This window comes from Lactobacillus sp. wkB10 (assembly GCF_000760615.1).
GTDB classification, from domain to species: Bacteria; Bacillota; Bacilli; order Lactobacillales; family Lactobacillaceae; genus Lactobacillus; species Lactobacillus huangpiensis.
In genome coordinates this window covers 14,527-29,287 of sequence record NZ_JRJB01000009.1, presented here as the reverse complement: position 1 = coordinate 29,287, position 14,761 = coordinate 14,527, and the positions used below count along the sequence as shown (strand labels likewise).

Below are 14,761 nucleotides of genomic sequence, written 5' to 3'. Positions count from 1 at the left end.
ATTCGCCTTTTTCTACCAAAATACTTTCCAATCTTCATAAAATCTCATAAGTGCTTCAAAATAAAAGTAATCTCCCCAAATATTTCCTTCATCAACTCCTTTACCTGAATGCCAAGAGTACACACCATGATCCAATAATGGTGCGCCCGGTTTCAGATCTTTATTTGCATAATTATCAATCAAAGATCTCATCATTTTGTGCAGCAATATCACATATTTTTGCTTATAACTAAAGGATTCAGGTAAATTTTTTAGCATTTCAGCAATTCCACAAATTGCGATAGCACCCGAAGAGGAATCTTTAGGTTGATTATCACCATCATTGAAAATCAAATCCCAATATGGAATAAAATCAGCTGGTAATCTATTCAAAAAATAATTAGTTACGCCAGTAAAGATCTTAAAATCTTTATGATTATGACGATATTTGTAATGAAGAGGAATACCATATACAGCCCAAGCCTGACCTCTAGCCCAACTTGAGTCATTGCTATAACCTTGTTTAGTCATACCCTTTAGTGGCTTACCACTTTTTCTGTCAAAAAAGTATGTGTGATATGTAGAACCATTGTCTCTAATAACGGTATTAATAACATTTCGATAATGCTGATCAGCAACTTCACCATACTTAGAATTCTGGGTAACTTGTTCTGCCCAATAAAGTAAAGGAATGTTCATTAATGAATCAATGATTAGTCTGTATTCTTTATCATCTTCTAAATCGCCCCAAGCTTGAATAAATCTGCCGTTGGGCTGAAATCTCGATAATAAACAGTCAGCAGCTTTTAAGGCAATTTCCTTTGCTTTTTTATTTCCAGTAATTTTGTACTCACTAACTACTGAAGTTGAGTATAAAAAACCTAAATCATGGTGATTGACAGCAACTTTTTTATTAATTCTGTCTGCAAAAGAAGTAACATTTTTTTCTGCAATTTTTTTATAACCCGGTTCTTTAGTATGCTGATAAGCTAACCATAAAATTCCTGTCCAAAAGCCATTAGTCCATTCAGTATTACTAATTCTCTTGTACACCCCTTTAGTAGCGGCTGGTGCAGGAAAAAGATCATCAAAAAATTCAATGTTCAATTTAATTTGCTTTAATGCCTGGTCTATTGCTTTTTCGATTTCTTTTTTAGTTAAAAAAATTTCAAAAATAGCATTATCATTTTTTCTGGTTAAGTCTTCATACATCGTCTTTTCCTTTCCATATAAGAAATTTAATTTCTTATTTATTCAAGCAAATAAAATATAATACAATGTAAGCGATTTTACAAGTACTTTTTTTAAATTATTTGATTAATTTGATCAACTGTTGATTTTACAAGCTTTTTTAAATCACTAAGTAACAATTCATCTAAACGATACTTCGGCGTACTTACACTTATCGCTCCAAAGACTTTACCATATTTCTGAATTGCGGCTCCGACACAAACAACCCCCGCCTGATTTTCTTGATTATCAATAGCATAGCCTTCATCTTGAACTGCAGCAATTTGTTTTTTTAATTCAGCAATACTAGTGATCGTATTAGGAGTACAAGGTCTTAATTCAACACTAGAGAAGTACTGGTCTAATTCTATTTCCGTTTTCGTTGCCAAAATTGCTTTACCCATTGAAGAAGAATAGAGTTCGAGAGTTCCACCAACTTTAGAATTTAAGTTAACCGGTTGTGGACTATCAATTTTTTTAAGTAAAACTATTTGATCATGTTCTTCAACTCCCAAATTTACTGTCTCACTTGTTACTTTATTTAATTCAGTCAAATATGGTTCAGCAATAGAGACTATATCAAAGCTGCTCATTGCTCTACTCCCATATCCAATTAAATTCGTACCTAACGAATACTTTTTTTCAGATTTATCTTTTCTCACAAAATTTATGTAGTCCAAAGTATTCAATATTTTAAATGTTGTTGGCTTGGGTATAGCCGCTGCGCTGGATATTTGTTCCAAAGTTAAACTATTTTCTGATGCAGAAAGCACGTCCATTATTCTTTTTGCTTTTAAAAGGACAGTGCCATAAAGTTTATCTGCCATAATTTATTTCCTTTCTTGATTAAAAAAACTGTAAGCGTTATACTCAAATTGAATTTATCATTTGTAATTATAATTTATTATTTGGAAACGAGAAGACAAAATGGATAAAAAAATAGATATTTTAAAATTAATTAATCAAAATTTCTTAGTTGCGGTTGTTAGAGGAGCTTCCGCTGAAGAGGCTTATAATGATGCCATCGCATGTATTGCTGGCGGCATCAAAACAATCGAACTCACCTATACCGTTCCCTCGGCTGATAGTGTAATCAAAAAATTAAAAGAAAAATACCAGAGCCATAATGATATCATAATAGGTGCTGGCACAATCTTGGATGAAGTTTCAACACGCCTCGCTATTTTAGCTGGTGCTGATTTTATTGTTGGTCCAAATTTCAACAAAAAAATTGCCTTAATTTCCAATTTATACCAAAGACCATATATTCCTGGATGCATGACCACAACAGAAATAACCACTGCCTTGTCCTATGGATCAGATATTGTCAAAGTATTTCCTGGTAATGTGCTAGGTACTGAATTTGTCAAAAGTATTTTAGGCCCAATTCCTAATGCCAACTTAATGCCTACTGGAGGCGTTGATATGAATAATATTTCAGATTGGGTAGAAGCAGGTGTTGCAGCAGTAGGGATAGGCAGTAATCTCGTGGGGCCAGGTAAAGATGGCGATTTTGATCTAGTTAAAGAAAATGCCCAAAAGTATGTTTCTAAATTAAAATCCAATAACCCAGTTAAATTATAAATCATTTTTAAGAACATTAATATTTAAACTAGTCAGTAACAATGAAATTATTAACTATTATATTTCTGACTTACTTTTCTAAATTGTAATTTGCAACATTAAATTATTTGTTACAAAGACAAAGGCTAATAAGATCATGTTATCAAAAACTTAATCTTATTAGCCTTTTTAAATAAAATTTTTATTAAGACACGATCACTCAAAGTAATATTTATAATAATTTGTTATTTTTGAGATATTAAAAAAGCCATGATTTTACAATCATGGCTTTAATGTGCGATTAAAATTATAATTCTATATTTTTATTTTATATATTAGTCGTGGTATACGCCTTCAGCCCACTTCTTATTTTCTTCATCAAAGAAGTGTACGTTATCCTTTTGGTCAGGATTTGGTTTGGCAATACCGTCTATTTTGGCAATTAGATTTTGTCTTTCGGGAGTAGACTCATATTTGGCATTTAAGAATGAGTCTACAATGTCAAAAATAAAGTCACGTCCTAAAACTATGCCACCAAAGCCTAAAACATTGGCATTCAATTCACGTCGAGCATATTCAGCTTGAGCAACATCACCAACCATAGCTGCACGAACTCCCTCATTCTTATCTGCAGCAGTTGAAATACCAATACCGGTACCACAAAGAACAATGCCCAAATCCGCGCGACCATCGGCAACATCCTCAGCTACACGTTTACCAAATATTGGATAGTGGGTTCTGGTATTATCATGAGTACCTTCATCAATGACTTGGTATCCTTCATCTTTTAAATGATCCGAAATGGCCATTTTAACGGACGTAACAATATGATCATTTCCTAAAGCAATAACTAAATGCTTATCAATCTTTGGATCAACAAATTCTGGCTGTGGTCTATCATTATCTAACATTACTAAGCCCCCCTTAAATCATTTCTTCAAGCATATTCAAGCGAACTTGATGGCGACCACCAGCATATTCAGTATCCAAATAATGCTGTACGATGGAATAAGCCAATTTTTCACCTACAATACCACTACCTAAAGCAATAGCCTTTGCGCCATTGTGCATAGCAGTCATATGTGCGGTTCTTTCTTCATTGACATTTGCAGTAACCATGCCTTTAACCTTGTTTGACGCCATTGCTGAGCCAACTCCGTATTCGTCAAACATAATAGCTTTTTTAATGCCATTATCTAATACTTCATGTGTTACCTTTAAACTAGATTCAACAAAATCATCAGCGGGTTCCGGAGTAACATCTAAAACATCATAATGATGTGCTTCCAAGTATTTTTTTACTTTTTCCTTTAAAGCAAAACCCGCTTTGTCACTACCAATGACAACCTTCATAGTCAAATCTCCTCTCAAACAAAACTATTTATAAATAGTCGTAAATTGACTGTAATGCTTTTCCAACTCGGGCTCAATTCCCCGATTAGTAATTAAACCATCCACATTACGCAAATCATAAAATTGATGAAAATCACTATGATCCAATTTAGTATAATCTGCAGCCACAAATTTAATTTGTGAATGATCTAATCCAATACCTTCGGTTTGACCCTCCTCTAAGTTAGCAGTTGTCAAGGAAGTATCTTTAATGCCATTGACACCAACAAAACCCACAGAAAATGACATAGTTTTCAGTTCATTATTGGCCAAAGCACCTACAAAAGCACCACTAATTCTTCGGTATGAGCCTCCAACCATAATTAAATCGTAATCATTCATATTATTTTTGGCAGCTTCAAATACAGGCAATGAATTAGTAACAATCCTTAGATGCTTAACTTTTAAATTAGCAACCAGTAATTCTAAAGTTGTTCCAGGACCAACGTAGATTGAATCATTTTCATGAATCAAATTACAAGCCCTTTTTGCTACTTCATATTTCTCTTTACTATGAATTTCACGTTTTTGCTGATAACTTTTTTCAGTCCTGATTTGATCAGACAATAATTGTGCACCACCATGAATACGCAAAATTTTATTTGCTTTATGCAATTCATTGAGGTCTCGTCTAATTGTCATGTCAGAAACTTTTAAAGCCTGTGCTAATTCATCAACTGTGACAAATTTCTGGGTTTTTACTACTTGTAAAATAGTTTTCAGTCTTTCACTTTTTAACATTAGTACCCTACTTCTTAAACTAGATTAAGCAACTAACTTAGTTCATTTTTTATTATAGTTGTTCTCTTTTGTTTGTCAATGTTTGAAATTGTTCGGTGGTTTTTAAAACTAAAAAGTTGCTTTTTATTTAAAATCATTAAAACAATCTTTGCCTTTTTACTAAAGCAATAATTACAAATTAGTATAAAAATTATTTTTAACTATGTTAATTCTATATTTTAACCATAAAAAATGCATCTTTTCCTGATCAAAAAGCAAAAGATGCACTTTTCAGTAATTATTTATTAGTTAAATTACTTTTTTACTGATTCAGCAATTTTTTCATATTTGCGAACAGTGTCATAGTCACTATCTTTGGCTTTGACATATCCTTCATGAGAATAAACCTGCTCTATAACTTTTTTACCTTCTTTAGATTTACCAATTGCAATAAATGCATTGGCTAACTTTTCCCGGAATGATTTAGACAAACTTGGAATGACAGAAATAGTATCATTAGGAATTTCAGTTGTGTAATAAATTGGTACTACTTGGGACTTAATCTTAGGGTTGTCCTTAATAACGTTATTACGGGCATCTTCAAAGACAAAAGCTGCATCTGTATCTTTATTTAAAACGTTTAAAACTGCTTGATCGTGTCCAGTTGTAGTAACTAGTTTACAGCTACGAGGGACATCTAGTCCTTTTTCCTTTAATTCAGCTACTGGAAAAATATAACCAGACGTTGAGGTTGGGCTTTGAATGGAAATTTTCTTACCTTTAAGATCCTTCCAGCTCTTAATACCAGAATCTTTTCTGACTAAGATTTCAGAATGGAAAGTATGAACTAATTTTTTAGTCCAGTTGCCATCTGGTCTAGTCAACCCAAACCGCTCTGACTGTAATAAAACATCAGCTGCATGCTGTTTATGTGCTTGCACGTAGTCATCACCTGGCAAAAAACCGACATCGACTTTTTTAGATTTCATTGCTTCTACCAATGCATTACCACTTGTTGAAACTGAAACGTGAACTGGAATACCCAGCCGTTTTGACAGCATTTTTTCTAATGGCTTGGCCTTAGTTTCAAGCGTGTTGGCAGAAACGCTAGGTACGAACTGCACATTGAGAGACTTTGGCGTTCCGCTATCAGCCTGCTTTTTAGTTGTGTTAGAGCACCCAGCAAGAAAAGCAGTACCCAAAACTGCAATAGCGCCTACTAAAAACTTTTTAAATTTTGGCATGATTTCCTCCTAAACTGGAAATATTGCAATCAAAAAGACCCGGCATTTCACATAAGGTGATAATACCAGGTCTGTTCATGATCATATTAAAAAACAGCAACAACTTATTGTTTAGATAAGAAAGCCGCACTTTCCCCATAACTAGTCGCTCATAATTTTGAGTTAACACATGCATATGGAGAAATCTGCCTCTCTTTCTTAGTCTAAGAAAATAATAGCACAATATTGAGAGTTATTACAGTAATTTCATCATCAAAAATTGTTCTTTTATTCATTCAAAATCAGAAAGCGCTTTTCTCAAAATTTAATAAGCAAAAATTTGTTCAAGGTCAGTTACATTATTCACATTTGATAAAAATTTTTTAGAAGCTGTCAAAGCCATCTCCATCATTTGTTGACGGCTTATTAATAAATTCATCGAAATTTATTATACTTTTTCTCGAAGCTGTTATACTTTCATTTATTCTTTTAGATAAATCACTTTCATTTGTAGTTAAAAATTCAAGTATAAAAGGCAAATTTATGCCAGCTATCAAATGTAGTCTATCATCTGAGGCAACAATCTTTTGTAATTCATTATTTACACTACCTCCTGCAATGTCAGTTCCAAAAATTATTTCATCTTCCTGACTGTTATTAAGAATCTTTTCTACCATCCCAGGAAAATCTTTGCATTCCGAAGTATACGCACATATTGCATATAGGTTTTTTTGCTTTCCCATAATAAATTCAGTTGACATTTTTAATCCTTTTGCAAAATATCCATGTGTTGCAATCACAAATTTTATCATTTTATCTCCTTTTTACTCTGATCAGTTACAAAAATTTTAAAAAATTAACATCAAAAATTGCTATAACTCAAGTGTTAAGATAAGATTAAGTTAATTACTTATTGACAAGGAAGAGCTTATAATGGTTAACATTATCAATAAAAGCGAACTAATAGCTAAAGATATTGAATATCAAATTTCAAAGAAAAACTATATAGGAACAATACCTTCAGAAAGGGATCTAGCTAAGATTTATTCAGTTTCAAGAGATACAATTAGACAATCTCTAAAATATCTTCAAAATATCGGAATAGTTTCATTAAAGACCACAAAATACGAAATTAACCAACCAAAGAAAGATTATGATTGGTTTGAAATTTTTGGTAAGAATAGTAATCAGAAGATTTCAAATTTTATCCTAAAAAATAAAATTATAGAAGCAGATAAGAAACTATCTTTAAAACTTGAAGTTCCTCTTGCAACTTTAATACATCTTTTAGTTTATAAAAGAATGTTGAAGGAGAATTCAATTTCCAAAATCTTGTCACTTGATTATATATTTTATCCCGATAACCTTGAAATTGGATTTTCATTAAGCGAAATTACAAAATGCTCTTTTTGGGAATTATTATCGAAAACAAAAAAGGGTATGAAATTAAGGGATTACCAAAGTGTATCAGTTGACCTATTAAGTGAGCAGGAATGTAAAGAACTAATGGTTCCTCTAAAGTCGTATATTTTAAAGCGAACCTCCTTGATATTTCTAGATAAAACACCCATATATTTTATTTCGAAAAAAATACCAAAAAATAATATATTACTATAATATAGAAAAATAGTGTTGAGGATTATTTAAAATGACAGATTTATTCCACGCTCCATTATATATACAAATAGAAAATGCTTTGGAAAAGAAAATTTTAAATAAGGAATTTCTTCCCGGAGCTAAAATACCTAGTGAACGCGACCTTGCTAAAAAGTATGGTATTAATCGTATGACTGTTAAAAAAGCTGTTGATTCTTTAAAAAAGAAGGGATTACTAACTCGTAAACAGGGTAGTGGAACTTATGTCACTTCGAATTCCAAAGATAAAAGTGGCATTTATTTTAACCTGTCATTTACAGATAAAAATGAAAATTTAGGTATTTCTGAACTTTTAACCAAAAAAGGCATAAAACTATATAATGATGTATTAGGAGAAGAAATTATCAGTAATAACTTATTTTTTAATGATAAACTTAAACAAAGTAAAAAAGATAAAGTCTTTGCATTACATAGAATTCGTAGAATAAAAAATAAACCTTTTGCTATAGAATATAATTATTTGCCAATCAGTTTTTTTCCTGATGCTAAACAGATAGATTTTAAAAATATTAGTCTATATGATTACATGGAATCAAAACAACATAGACCAATTAAAGTTTCTCAGTCAATGCAAGTTATCCCTGCGGAAGATAAAGAAGCACGCCTACTTAAAATTAAAAAGGGCATCCCCTTATATTACATTATTTATCATGGTTTCGATAAACAAGGTAATGCTGTCGAATATACGGAAAGTTATTTAATAACTGATAAAGTTAATCTTCAGTTTACACTCGGTGGCATTTTAGGTGAAAGAGAAACTTACTAAATAAATTTTTACAAGTTTGCTAAAAAATCGTAAAAAGTCATTGCCTTTTACGATTTTTTATTTGTTTTAATAATCAAATTGACGATAGTAACGACGGAAGTTGAGGTCATGACCAGTATATTGTTGATACCATGATGCTAACCGGTCAGTTAAAAGAGATGTTATGATCATTGGCGAGCAAATTTGTCTAAAGTCATCATCAATTCCTTCGAAAACAAAATCTTTAGTGTCAAAAACTTCGAAACTATTTGTATGTTTTGGCAAAAAGCGTTCTACTCGCTCGTCTAACGCGCGATATTCATCTTCTCCTTTAATTAGGTACACCGGTAAAGTATCATCAACTAATTCTAATGGACCATGGAAAAAGTCGGCTGATGTAACAGGACGTGTACGAACCCATTGCATTTCTTCCAAGATACACATTGAAAACATGCATGTTTCTCCCCACAGCATTCCGGATCCAACAATCATTGTTAGAGGAGAATTATAATATTTACGCGCAATACTTTGAGCCCTCGGTTCAAATTCTTCTCTAAACCTTAATAGATTAGGGTAAAGTTGTTTCATTTGATCTGCCCAGCGACCATAATCCTTATAGTAACCCCAATTTTGGTAAATGCGTAAAGTTAACATAAAGTACATTAAATAGGCATTTTCACATTCAGCTAGTGAACCATTAATTGATTCTTTTAACAATTTTCCTAGTGCAGATTCTGGATTTTTGGTGAAGCCATAAACTTCAATCCCTTTTTGATTGCAATACTTGACTGCTGCTACAATTTCTTTAGTATCACCCGAATCTGAGGAAGTAAGAACCAATGACTTATTTGTAAGATAGTTAAGATCCTTTTTAACCAATAATTCACCAGCATTTTCCAAATAAACTGGAAAATCAGATAAATGCCGCAGGTATTCTGCAACTGGATACCATTCCATCCACGTTCCACCGATGCCTATCATCACAATATTTTGATACTCATTTTTAGATAATTTATCAGCTAATTTTTCAATATTTTCTCTTTGAGAATATATCTCCTTACCATTTTGCAAATATTCTTTTACGTCAAAATCTTTCATTACTGACATTTATTTTTCCTTTCTAAATTTAAGCTCCTAAAACTTTAAAATAGGCTGCTGCTATACTGACAACTAAAATTATTAACATAATTAATAACGGATTAAGCTTCTTCTTGAGCATCCAATAAGTTATACCGAAAAGTGTTAGAGTGGCTATTCCTGGAAATATTTCATCAAGAAGAGATTGAACTGTAGATGCGCTTTTACCAACACCAATTTTGGTAGTGAAGTTTACACTAGTCATTTCTTGAGTCATTGCACCAACAACCATCATTCCGATCATTGAGGCATATTTGGTGATTTTATCCATCATTCCCGAATTTTCAACATTATTAATTACGTTTGACCCTAAAGAATATCCCAAAAAAGTACAATAGTATCTGATAATAAAATGAGGTACGTTGAAAATCAAGAAGAATAAAATAGGTCCCAAGACATTTCCTTTAATTGCCAGCGTGGTTCCTATACCTGTCGCCAAAACTCTGAGAGTGCCCCAGAAAAATGAATCACCTATACCTGACAGTGGACCCATTAATGCTAATTTAACGGCTGAAATAGAAGTCTCATCGAAATCTTCATTTGTTGCGTTGGCTTCTTCCATCGCTACAGAAATTCCAAGTGGTAAAGTTACAATATATGGTGTCATATTGTATAATTCCAAATTACGTTTTAAAGCATGAATGAATTTGTCTTTTTGGGGATATAATTTTTTCAAAATAGGCATTATTGCCCAAGTAAAACCAACATTCCCCATTCGCTCATAATTCCAAGAATGTTCATAAGGAATACTGCGCCAATATAACTTAACCAAATCAGATTTTTTTATCTTCTTATCATATTTAGGCTTAATGTTAAAATTCATCGAAACCATCACCTTCCTGTTCTACACTTGGTTTATTATCCTTTCCCTTTCGACTCTTATCATCTTTATCAAAGAAAATATACATAATTGCCACCATGATTGCAGCAAAAATTGCCACACCAGTTGTTGACAGTTTACCGTAAGCTACTAGGAAAAAGCCGAAGAAAAAGAAAGCTACCACTTTTTTGTTCATCATCATTTGTGCCAACATTGCAAAACCCAAAAGTGGTAATAATCCTGCAGCAATATTCATTCCATCTTGGACAAACTGCGGTATTATATTGAGCAATTTTGCTACCGTCGAAGAACCAAAGTAAAAAGCTAAAGGTACAAAAACAATATCTGGCCAGTCTTGAATATAACCAGCAATTAGCATGTTTCTTGTTAATGCTTTTGTATCACCTTTATCAGCAGCATTATCACACCGGTGAATGAAAGCCAGCATCAGTGGTTGTCCAGTAGCTAATTCAAGTGCTTGCATAATAGCAGCAATTGGAATACCTAAAGTCATAGCTGCTGCTGGTGTTGCCTGATTCTGTATTGCTAAAGAAATACCAATTATTGAGCCAGAAACCAAATCAGGTGGGTCATAAGCACCGATTGAAACCGCACCGATCATTGCAAGTTCAAGGGTTGCTCCCATAATTATTCCACTTTGCAAGTCACCTAAAACTAGTCCTACTAAAGGGCCCAGAATGATAGGTCTTTGCAAATAGCTAGTACCTAGTAGCCACTCAGAGTCACCTAATAAGTCAATCAAAAATATTAAAAAAGTTTTTAGTATCAATTTTTACACCTCCTTCAAAAACTTTTTAGCATCGATCTTGTTTTCAGTCGGTACCATCTGGATAAAAAGCTCCACTCCTTGATCTACAAGTTTTTGCATTATTTCTACATCATCATGATCAATAAAAATACTCTTAGTCACTTGTTTTTTACTATCTTTATATGGCATATTGCCTAAATTAATTGCTTTTTCACCGATTGCTTCAACAAGTTTTGCCGCAATTGGCAGAGTTTCACATATGACAAACAGCTTGTATTTATCTGTAATTCCACTTTTTATTTGCTCAATGGCTTCGTCACAAGTTTTAATAACCACTTTAGTTCCAGCTGGCTTTGCTAATCTCAAGGCCTTCATGCGTAGCGGATCTTTTTTGACTGTATCACTTACTATTAGTAATGCATCTGCGCCTAAAGCTTGTGTCCATGAAAAAGCAACTTGGCCGTGCAACAGTCTATAGTCAACGCGAATCATCTTAATCATTTTTAAACCTCCTAAACTAATTTAACTTTCATGATCTGAATCCCACTTTTTCTTGATATTTTTGATTTCTTCGTCGTAGTCATCCGTTTTAATTGCAATTTTTTGATCAAACTTGTCAAAATAGGGATGCGTAGCCCAAGCCTGAAGATAGTCCGTCATTTTTGCTGCCACTAATTGCACTACTGGCAATGAATAATAGGGTTCGAAAAACCAGCTATTCACAGCTTGAGTTTTCAAGATTCTCTGATCTTTTTCCAAATGATTTGAACTAGTAATAAAAAATACATTTGGAGTTATTTCTTTTAATGCTTCAAATACTTCTGAGAATCTTGTTTTCCCAGAAACAGGCATATCATCAATTAAAAAAACGGTATGATTTGGCGTTAATTGCATATCCGGCCCATGAAGAAATTCTTCTAGTTCGTAGTACATTGCAGATCTTTTTAGCGTTTCTTGAAACTTCAGAGCTCCTTCTTTTGCAACTCCATAATTGGGTCCATTGCCACAGAAAAAAGTAGGGTTTTTCATTGAAAGAGCAAAATAATTATTTTTGATAAATTTTTCTGTTTCAGCCATCAACTCCTTTTGGTATGTAATAGTTTTCTGTAGTTGCTCGTAAAAGTCCTCTTTTTGTTGTGAATCTAGACCGCTAATCTCACATCCCAGCAACAAAAAGAACTCAACCAGTGTTTGTACGCCAACAGTCACATAATCTACGTACTCATTACCAGGACTATAATCAAAAACTTCTTGTGAGAATTTGCTCATTTGACTATCAAGATTGCCAGTTAAAGAAACTTCAAATACATCATTTTTTTGTAAATACTGCAAGCAATTAATAATATTGGTCGAAGAACCACTCTGTGACACAACAACAATAAATGTACTTTCTTGAGGCGCAATACCAAATTGCATGACGTATTCCGGTGTATGAAGATAAACCGGCTTTTTTGTCATCACTTGCAAAGAATCTTGAATCATTGCCAGAGCATTGTAAGAAGAACCTGATGCAATTAAAGTAATGCTCAAATATTTCTTTTTTAAAAATAGATTTGCTACTCCGCTAATTAATTCATCCCTTTTTTTAAAATTTTCATCTAATTTTTCAGATGAATATTTCACATAATCCTTCATTCGCATTTTCAGCATCTCCTAAGTGGTTTCTAATATATACCATTTATCGATTTAACTATACCACTATGATCTTCTTTTGCAAGCGGTTTCTAAAAATAATATTTCAGAATTGGTACTTCTTTTATTATTAACGCTATTTAAGGCAGAATAAAAAGACCGCTAAAAGCCGTAAAAAACGCTGGTTTATCAGTCTTGAAAATTAAGAATGTCACAAAGTTAAAACTAAATACCATACTTGCTTTAAGATACCGTCAAACACTGAGATTATTTCTGAAGCAGCTACTATATTTAGAATTATTTCAATTTTGCATAGATTGAATATGATTCAGTAACTTTATCGCAGATAAAAAATAAGTATATATGAATCACATATAATCACACCCCTCGGGTAACTTGTGTGGTTTGCGTTTTAAGCCATAAAAACACCTCCAAATTTTTAAAATTTGGAGGTGCTATAAAAAATTTACTTTTAAAACAATATTAATTATCGTATTTTTTATCACTAATTATTTTACCATTGCCAATTGACTTAATCTTTTGACTGCTGTCATCATCGTCACCAGTCTGTTTGAAAAGACCGCCAGTGTATAACATCACCTGCTTATGTTCAAAATCATCATGTTCAAAAGTGTAAGTAATCTTATAAGTTACGCTGCTACAGTTATTTGGCGCCGGAGTAATCGAAACTACAGAGCATTCCATATTATATTCATTGATATCGTCATCCTTGTCAAAACCAGAATTTTGAGAATGTAGTTCCTGATAGCCTTTATTTTCAGCTCCACCAACAAAGTCATCTTCATCTGGAGAAGTAAAATCATTTTCTAAAAGCTCTTCAGCATCATCTTTACTAATTAATCCAGGCCATTCGGGTTTAATGACATTACTGCTGCTATCATCGTCATCTTCAAAGCCCATTTCGTCATAATCAACAGTCTCTGATTTGATAGACTTACCATCAACTTTAGTAACCACATAGATCTTCATATCATCCGTTACAGGGTAATCTTTAAACATTTTCGTGCCCCTTTTATCAAGATTGCCCACTTTTTTATCATTAATGTAAATCGTAGCAGAAGGAATACTTTTAATCATGAAATTAACAGTTTTAATATTCATGTTAATTTCTTTATTAGAAAAAATAGTGGTACTTTTATCGGCAGATAACTGGTGGCCAGACGCAACTGATTTTACTTCAATGTGGTATTTACCTGGAAATAAAGGAGCAATTTTTTTATAATAGTCCTCACCACTGCCGTCAACGCCACCAAATTTTTTATTGTTGACATAAATAGTAGAATTGGCGTGATTGGTTCTAATCTGCGGTGTATAAGTCTTTAATTGCAAACAATATTTGGGGAATAAAAGTAAATATCGTCCACTTTGAACCAAACTGACATTATCATATTCATTACCATATTTAAAAGCATCTGCCATCCTATCTGCTTCAACGTAGTGTTCCGCATAATATTCCTGAGTCGGCTTTAGAGCTGCCGTTGTCACACGAGCATTAGGATTTTCAGAAACTACGAATTGGGATAAATCAGAATGAGGATTTTTCAAACTGGCTGCAATCTGATTAATCTGATTATTTCTTTGATAATGATTAGAACCCCAAGCATAGAATGCCGCAAATGCGACAATCAAAACTCCAAAGCAGATTAGCAAGACTTTATTTCTTTTTTTCATCGGGTGATGGACTGCGTTCGCCGTAGCTTGTGGCTGATTGACAACTGGCTGCGCTGCAGTATTTCTCTGCTGACTGCGATATTCTTTTCTACTATGCAGCGTCTGAGGCAATTTTTGACCACAGTTAGGACAAAATTCCGCATTAGGTTTTACCTCTTTACCACAATTAGGACAAAATTTTTTATCATTCATTTCCTTCACTC

Annotated in this window: 16 protein-coding genes; 3 read left to right on the top strand and 13 right to left on the bottom strand. The window is 33.0% G+C overall.

The features are described 5' to 3' along the window. Positions 1-12: 12 nt before the first annotated feature. Positions 13-1,191: a glycoside hydrolase family 88 protein gene (locus LACWKB10_RS07220; protein ID WP_034980597.1), complete on the bottom strand. Its 1,179-nt coding sequence runs from the start codon at positions 1,189-1,191 to the stop codon at positions 13-15. A 92-nt stretch (positions 1,192-1,283) separates the two neighbouring features. Beyond that, positions 1,284-2,036 carry an IclR family transcriptional regulator gene (locus LACWKB10_RS07215; RefSeq protein WP_034980594.1) on the bottom strand — a complete coding sequence of 251 codons (753 nt, stop codon included), beginning with the start codon at positions 2,034-2,036 and terminating at the stop codon, positions 1,284-1,286. 100 nt (positions 2,037-2,136) lie between these two features. Between LACWKB10_RS07215 and LACWKB10_RS07210 the strand changes: the two genes are divergently transcribed. After that, positions 2,137-2,793, top strand: coding sequence for a bifunctional 2-keto-4-hydroxyglutarate aldolase/2-keto-3-deoxy-6-phosphogluconate aldolase (locus LACWKB10_RS07210; RefSeq protein ID WP_034980591.1), 657 nt, complete (start codon positions 2,137-2,139; stop codon positions 2,791-2,793). A 314-nt stretch (positions 2,794-3,107) separates the two neighbouring features. Here LACWKB10_RS07210 and lacB read toward each other — a convergent pair whose 3' ends face one another. The 5 genes from lacB to LACWKB10_RS07180 all read right to left on the bottom strand — a co-directional run bounded on the left by lacB (position 3,108) and on the right by LACWKB10_RS07180 (position 6,919). Beyond that, complete coding sequence (lacB, locus tag LACWKB10_RS07205) at positions 3,108-3,683, bottom strand: galactose-6-phosphate isomerase subunit LacB (protein ID WP_034980588.1); 576 nt, start codon at positions 3,681-3,683, stop codon at positions 3,108-3,110. Positions 3,684-3,696: 13 nt separating this feature from the next. Beyond that, positions 3,697-4,125 carry a galactose-6-phosphate isomerase subunit LacA gene (gene lacA / locus LACWKB10_RS07200; RefSeq protein WP_034980585.1) on the bottom strand — a complete coding sequence of 143 codons (429 nt, stop codon included), beginning with the start codon at positions 4,123-4,125 and terminating at the stop codon, positions 3,697-3,699. 24 nt (positions 4,126-4,149) lie between these two features. After that, positions 4,150-4,905, bottom strand: a complete 756-nt coding sequence (locus LACWKB10_RS07195) for a DeoR/GlpR family DNA-binding transcription regulator (RefSeq protein ID WP_034980583.1) — start codon at positions 4,903-4,905, stop codon at positions 4,150-4,152. A 293-nt stretch (positions 4,906-5,198) separates the two neighbouring features. Beyond that, positions 5,199-6,128 (bottom strand): phosphate/phosphite/phosphonate ABC transporter substrate-binding protein, encoded by a 930-nt coding sequence (locus tag LACWKB10_RS07190; RefSeq protein WP_034980581.1) that lies wholly within the window; start codon positions 6,126-6,128, stop codon positions 5,199-5,201. A gap of 362 nt (positions 6,129-6,490) precedes the next feature. Then, positions 6,491-6,919: a PTS sugar transporter subunit IIA gene (locus tag LACWKB10_RS07180; protein WP_052060330.1), complete on the bottom strand. Its 429-nt coding sequence runs from the start codon at positions 6,917-6,919 to the stop codon at positions 6,491-6,493. A 121-nt stretch (positions 6,920-7,040) separates the two neighbouring features. Here LACWKB10_RS07180 and LACWKB10_RS07175 point away from each other — a divergent pair, with 121 nt between their 5' ends. Together LACWKB10_RS07175 and LACWKB10_RS07170 are read left to right on the top strand one after the other, a co-directional pair. Then, positions 7,041-7,724, top strand: coding sequence for a GntR family transcriptional regulator (locus tag LACWKB10_RS07175; protein ID WP_034980577.1), 684 nt, complete (start codon positions 7,041-7,043; stop codon positions 7,722-7,724). A gap of 31 nt (positions 7,725-7,755) precedes the next feature. Next, positions 7,756-8,529 (top strand): GntR family transcriptional regulator, encoded by a 774-nt coding sequence (locus LACWKB10_RS07170; protein ID WP_052060329.1) that lies wholly within the window; start codon positions 7,756-7,758, stop codon positions 8,527-8,529. A gap of 66 nt (positions 8,530-8,595) precedes the next feature. On the opposite strand, the gene LACWKB10_RS07165 is transcribed toward LACWKB10_RS07170, so the two are convergent. From LACWKB10_RS07165 to LACWKB10_RS09865, 6 genes are all read right to left on the bottom strand, one after another. Next, positions 8,596-9,615, bottom strand: a complete 1,020-nt coding sequence (locus LACWKB10_RS07165; RefSeq protein WP_052060328.1) for an SIS domain-containing protein — start codon at positions 9,613-9,615, stop codon at positions 8,596-8,598. A 19-nt stretch (positions 9,616-9,634) separates the two neighbouring features. Then, positions 9,635-10,468 carry a PTS system mannose/fructose/sorbose family transporter subunit IID gene (locus LACWKB10_RS07160; protein WP_034980575.1) on the bottom strand — a complete coding sequence of 278 codons (834 nt, stop codon included), beginning with the start codon at positions 10,466-10,468 and terminating at the stop codon, positions 9,635-9,637. Then, a complete protein-coding gene (locus LACWKB10_RS07155; protein WP_052060327.1) occupies positions 10,458-11,255 on the bottom strand; it encodes a PTS sugar transporter subunit IIC in 798 nt (265 codons plus the stop codon). Before LACWKB10_RS07155 ends, LACWKB10_RS07160 begins: the two co-directional genes overlap by 11 nt. Before the next feature lie 3 nt (positions 11,256-11,258). After that, complete coding sequence (locus LACWKB10_RS07150; protein ID WP_034980572.1) at positions 11,259-11,735, bottom strand: PTS sugar transporter subunit IIB; 477 nt, start codon at positions 11,733-11,735, stop codon at positions 11,259-11,261. Between the two features lie 21 nt (positions 11,736-11,756). Further along, positions 11,757-12,875: an SIS domain-containing protein gene (locus LACWKB10_RS07145; RefSeq protein ID WP_034980570.1), complete on the bottom strand. Its 1,119-nt coding sequence runs from the start codon at positions 12,873-12,875 to the stop codon at positions 11,757-11,759. 474 nt (positions 12,876-13,349) lie between these two features. Then, positions 13,350-14,750 carry a zinc ribbon domain-containing protein gene (locus tag LACWKB10_RS09865; RefSeq protein ID WP_052060326.1) on the bottom strand — a complete coding sequence of 467 codons (1,401 nt, stop codon included), beginning with the start codon at positions 14,748-14,750 and terminating at the stop codon, positions 13,350-13,352. Positions 14,751-14,761: the final 11 nt, after the last annotated feature.